This is a genomic window from Streptomyces sp. UNOC14_S4, from assembly GCF_020740835.1.
Taxonomy (GTDB): domain Bacteria; phylum Actinomycetota; class Actinomycetes; order Streptomycetales; family Streptomycetaceae; genus Streptomyces.
The window spans coordinates 1-4,788 of sequence record NZ_JAINFC010000556.1 but is presented as its reverse complement, the minus strand read 5'-3'; the positions used below and the strand labels follow the sequence as shown (position 1 = coordinate 4,788).

The 4,788-nt window shown below is 72.3% G+C and carries 4 protein-coding genes; 3 read left to right on the top strand and 1 reads right to left on the bottom strand.

All coding sequences use genetic code 11. The features are described 5' to 3' along the window. Positions 1–171: 171 nt before the first annotated feature. The gene (locus tag K6I34_RS31895; protein ID WP_229331430.1) at positions 172–873 is read left to right on the top strand and encodes a FadR/GntR family transcriptional regulator; all 702 of its coding nucleotides are present in this window, start codon (positions 172–174) and stop codon (positions 871–873) included. Between the two features lie 126 nt (positions 874–999). Here K6I34_RS31895 and K6I34_RS31890 read toward each other — a convergent pair whose 3' ends face one another. Then, a complete protein-coding gene (locus K6I34_RS31890) occupies positions 1,000–2,409 on the bottom strand; it encodes an amidase (RefSeq protein ID WP_229331432.1) in 1,410 nt (469 codons plus the stop codon). Positions 2,410–2,592: 183 nt separating this feature from the next. Between K6I34_RS31890 and K6I34_RS31885 the strand changes: the two genes are divergently transcribed. Together K6I34_RS31885 and K6I34_RS31880 are read left to right on the top strand one after the other, a co-directional pair. Beyond that, positions 2,593–2,748 (top strand): SCO1431 family membrane protein, encoded by a 156-nt coding sequence (locus tag K6I34_RS31885; protein WP_229331428.1) that lies wholly within the window; start codon positions 2,593–2,595, stop codon positions 2,746–2,748. Positions 2,749–2,885: 137 nt separating this feature from the next. Further along, positions 2,886–4,730 carry a glycoside hydrolase family 15 protein gene (locus tag K6I34_RS31880; protein WP_229331426.1) on the top strand — a complete coding sequence of 615 codons (1,845 nt, stop codon included), beginning with the start codon at positions 2,886–2,888 and terminating at the stop codon, positions 4,728–4,730. Positions 4,731–4,788 lie beyond the last annotated feature (58 nt).

The following is a 4,788-nucleotide window of genomic DNA, read 5'->3' as shown; positions in this document are numbered from 1 at the left end:
GGGGGCGTGGGGGGTCTGCATCGCTGCCTCGCTGTCTTCTTCGTCGACGTCTTCCTCGACCTCGACGGGCCAACACGGGCCAACTCAAGCTCATTGATACGACGTATTCAAGACCCTGTGACTTAAAAGTCATACTTAATTGGGGGACGGGCGAAACCGTAGGCTGACCCCATGGAAAACCAGGGGCAGGGGCTGCACGCGCGCGTGCTGGACACACTCGGGCCCGCGATCACGGCAGGCGAGTACGCGGCGGGCACGGTTCTGCGCACCGACGAGCTGGCGGAGCGGTTCGACGTCTCGCGCACGGTGATCCGCGAGGCGGTCCGCGTCCTGGAGTCCATGCGGCTGGTCACGTCCCGGCGGCGGGTCGGGGTGACCGTACTCCCCGCCGAGGAGTGGAACGTCTACGACCCGCAGGTCATCCGCTGGCGGCTCACCGGCGCCGACCGGCCGCGGCAGCTGCGCTCGCTGACCGTGCTGCGGTCGGCGGTCGAGCCCGTCGCGGCGGGCCTGGCCGCCCGGCTCGCGACGCCCGCGCAGTGCGCCGAGCTCACCGAGCACGCGCTGGGCATGGTCGCCACGTCACGCGGCCAGCAGCTGGCCCGCTACCTCGTGCACGACATCGCCTTCCACCGGACGATCCTGCGGGCCTCGGGCAACGAGATGTTCGCGCGGCTGGGGGACGTGGTGGCGGAGGTGCTCACGGGGCGTACGGAGCACGACGTCATGTTCACGGACCCGGACCCGGCGGCGGTGACGCTGCATGTACGGGTTGCCGAGGCGGTGCGCGTGCGGGACTCCGTACGAGCTGAGGCGCTCGTACGGGAGATCACTGTCGGGGCCATGGCCGAGCTTGATGTTCTGGCCCCGTAGTGGTGCCGCGATCATTTGACCAGGGGGCTTCGCCCCCGGGCCCCCGTTGCGCCCACCGGGGTGCGACTTGCGCTCCGCACGCGGCTACAGGTCCGTCGTGGCTGGTCGCGCAGTTCCCCGCGCCCCTTACGGGGCCCGATTCACAGGCCCCGGCCGCCTCTCGTGCCACTTCAGGTCCGACTCCAGTTGCGCCGCCAGTGATACGAGCAGCGGCTCGCTCGCCTCGGGGCCCAGCAGTTGCGCGCCCATCGGCAGGCCCTCGGCCGTGAACCCCGCCGGGACGGCGACGCCCGGCCAGCCCAGGACGTTCCACGGCCACGCGTACGGGCACGCGGCGATCATCGTCATGTCGGTACGCCAGCCGGACAGCCCGTCCAGGGCGCCGACCGGCAGCGGCGGGACCGCGTTCGTCGGGGTCAGCAGGACGTCGTAGCGGCCGAAGAGCTCGCCGACGCGGTGCCGCAGCGGGCCCTCCGCCGCTCGGGCGGCGCGCTGCGCCGGGCCGCCCAGGAGCAGCCCGTTCCGGGCGTTCGTCCGTGTGCGGGGGTCGAGCAGCCGCGGGTCGGGCGCCCGCAGAGCCCAGTCGCGGATCCCCGCCATGGACCGCGGGAGGAAGGTCAGGCCGATCGGGCCGTAGCGCGGGTCCTCCTCGATCACCTCGTGCCCCAGGGCCGCCAGCCGGTCCGCGACGCGCAGGGTCGCGGACCGTACGACCGGGTCCAGCCACTGGTGGGCCGCCGCGTACGCGGGCCGGAAGGACAGCGCGATCCGCAGCCGCCGCGGCTCCCGGCCCGCCGCCCCGACGACGTCGACCGGGCGCGGCCGGTGCAGGTCACCGGCGTGCGAGCCGCTCGCCGCGTGCAGCAGCAGCGCGGCGTCCGCGACCGTACGGGCCAGCGGGCCGTGACAGGTGATCCCGCGGAACGCCTCCGGCTCCGGCCAGGTCGAGATGCGACCGCGCTGCGGCTTGATGGCCACGAGGTTCGTCCAGGCGGCCGGTATGCGGAGCGAGCCCGCGCCGTCCGAACCCAGCGCCGCCGGCACCAGGCCCGCGGCGACCGCCGCCGCGGAGCCGCCCGAGGAGCCGCCGGGCGTGTGGCCGGGGCTCCACGGGTTGCGCGTCACCCCGAAGGCCGGGCCCTCCGTGACCGGCCATTGCCCCAGCTCGGGGGTGTTCGTCTTGCCGACGATCACCGCGCCCGCGGCACGCAGCCTGCGGACGGCCTCGCTGTCCGCGTCCCGCGGCGGGAACGCGCCGGGGCAGCCGAACGCGGTCGGCTCCCCCGCCACGTCCATGTCGTCCTTCACCGCCAGGGGCACACCCAGCAGGGGCGCGCGCTCCCCCGCCACGAGCCGCCGGTCGGCGGCGTCCGCCTCCGCGAGGGCCGCCTCGGCCCGTACGCGCCGGAAGGCATTGAGCACCGGCTGGGTCTCCTCGATCCTGCCCAGTGCTTCCTCGACGAGCGCCCGCGAGGTCACGTCCCCGTCGGCCAGCGCTTTCGCCTGATCACTCAATCCACGGACTATGAGCCGCATCACGCGGTCCCCCTTCCCCCGTTCGAATCCACGCTAGGGGCTGAGGAGTTGACGCGACAGTAACCTCACGGCCAGGGTGAGTCGGGCCACTTCCTCTTTACCAGGGTCGCGGGGTCCTCGCACGCTGGACGGGCAGGAACCACCAGGCACCAAGCACCAAGCAGTACGCGAGGAACCCGCCCCATGACCGAGACAGCAGCCGTCCGCGCCGCCCGCACCCACACCCGTACCCGCACCGGCGGTCCGTCCGACGACGGGAACAAGCTCTTCGAGCACATCGCGGGCTGGACCCTCACCGTGGTGATCGCGATGCTGATCACCCAGCTCGGACTGGTCTAGGCCGCCAGGCAGCCCCCAGTCACCCCGGGGCTTCCCGGCGAGGACGCGGGGACAGTGGGCACAGCACCGCACACAGGTCTATAACGGAGATACGGATACACGGATATGCGGCAGCCCCTGCAGAGGAGGGATGCCCCATGGCGTACCCGCCCACCGCCGACCCGTACCTCCCGATCGAGGACCACGGGATCATCGGCGATCTGCACACCGTCGCGCTCGTCGGGGTCGACGGGACGATCGACTGGTGCTGTCTGCCGCGCTTCGACGCGCCGTCCGTCTTCGCCTCGCTGCTGGACGCCGGGCGGGGCGGGTCGTTCTCCGTGTCGGTGCGCGAGGTGGAGCGCACCAAGCAGATGTACATGCCGGACTCGAATGTGCTACTGACCCGTTTCCTGGCGCAGAGCGCGGTCGCCGAGCTGTACGACTTCATGGTGCCCGACCACCCGTCCTGCCCGGTCGGGGGCTTCCGGCAGATCGTGCGGCAGGTGCGGGTGCTGCGCGGGAGGCCCACGGTGGACGTGTGCTGCGCGCCCGCCTTCGACTACGCGCGCGTGCCGCACGAGGCGAGCGTGGTGCCGGGGGTCGGTGTCGTCTTCCGCAGCCCGGCGGGGTCGCTGGTGCTGCGCTCGTCCACACCGCTGCGGGTGGAGGACGGGGCGGCGCGGGCGACGGTGACGCTGGAGCGGGGTGAGTCGCTGGAGCTGGCCGCCCAGTGGGAGGGGGACGTACGCCCCCTCGACAGCGGAGAGGTGACGCACCTGCTCGACAAGACACTCCGCTACTGGGACGACTGGCTGCGGCAGTCGCACTACAAGGGCCGCTACCGCGAGGCGGTCGAGCGGTCGGCGCTCGCGCTGAAGCTGCTCGTCCACCAGCCGACCGGCGCCCTCGTGGCCGCCGCGACGACGTCGCTCCCCGAATCGCCGGGCGGTGGCCGGAATTGGGACTACCGCTACACCTGGATCCGGGACGCCGCCTTCACCCTCTACGCGCTGATGCGGCTCGGGTTCACGGAGGAGGCGGCCGGGTTCATCGACTGGCTGCACCAGCGCTGCGTGGAGGCACCACCGGGCACCGGGCTCCAGGTGCTCTACGGCGTGGACGGCCGCGCCGAGCTGCCCGAGTCCGTCCTGGACCACCTCTGCGGCTACCGCGGCGCGCGCCCCGTACGGATCGGGAACGCGGCGGCCCAGCAGCTCCAACTGGACATCCACGGCGAGCTGATGGACTCCGTCTACCTCTACAACAAGTACGGCGAGCCCATCTCCTACGACCTGTGGGAGGCGCTCGCCCGGCAGCTGGAGTGGCTGGAGAAGCACTGGGAGGAGCCGGACGACGGCATCTGGGAGACGCGGGGCGGGCGGCAGCGCTTCACCTACTCCGCGCTCATGACCTGGGTCGCCTTCGAACGCGCCAGCCGCATGGCCCGCCACCGCGGCATGCCCGCCCCCGTCGAGGCCTGGCGCGACACGGCGGCCGCCGCGTACCGCTTCGTCCAGGACCGCTGCTACGCGCCGGACCTCGGCGCGTACACCCAGTACCCCGACTGCGCGACCCTCGACGCCTCCCTGCTCATCATGCCCCTGGTGAAGTTCACGGGCCCGAAGGACCCGCGCTTCCTCTCCACCGTGGACCGCGTCGAGCAACAGCTCGTCAGCGACAGCCTCGTCCACCGCTACCGCACCGACGGCAGCGACGGCCTCACCGGCAGCGAGGGCACCTTCAACCTCTGCTCCTTCTGGTACGTCGAAGCCCTCTCCCGCGCGGGCCGCGTCGGCGAGGCCCGCTACATCTTCGAGAAGATGCTCACCCACGCCAACCACCTCGGCCTCTACGCCGAGGAGATAGGCCCGGCGGGCGAAGCCCTGGGCAACTTCCCCCAGGCCTTCACCCACTTGGCCCTCATCAGCGCGGCCACGAACCTCGACAGCGCGGTGAGCAGCCACCGGGGGCCGGCGGCGCGGTTCTGGCACGAGGGGTGACATGAGGAGTGGGGCGCCCCGGCGAACCGTCCCCTAGTGGATCCCTGTGGGGCTGGCC

What these genes read in the sequence shown, in the direction of transcription:
- K6I34_RS31895 (WP_229331430.1), top strand. Translation starts at nt 172, where the DNA reads ATGGAAAACCAGGGGCAGGGGCTGCACGCGCGCGTGCTGGACACACTC.
- K6I34_RS31890 (WP_229331432.1), bottom strand. Translation starts at nt 2,409, where the DNA reads ATGCGGCTCATAGTCCGTGGATTGAGTGATCAGGCGAAAGCGCTGGCC.
- K6I34_RS31885 (WP_229331428.1), top strand. Translation starts at nt 2,593, where the DNA reads ATGACCGAGACAGCAGCCGTCCGCGCCGCCCGCACCCACACCCGTACC.
- K6I34_RS31880 (WP_229331426.1), top strand. Translation starts at nt 2,886, where the DNA reads ATGGCGTACCCGCCCACCGCCGACCCGTACCTCCCGATCGAGGACCAC.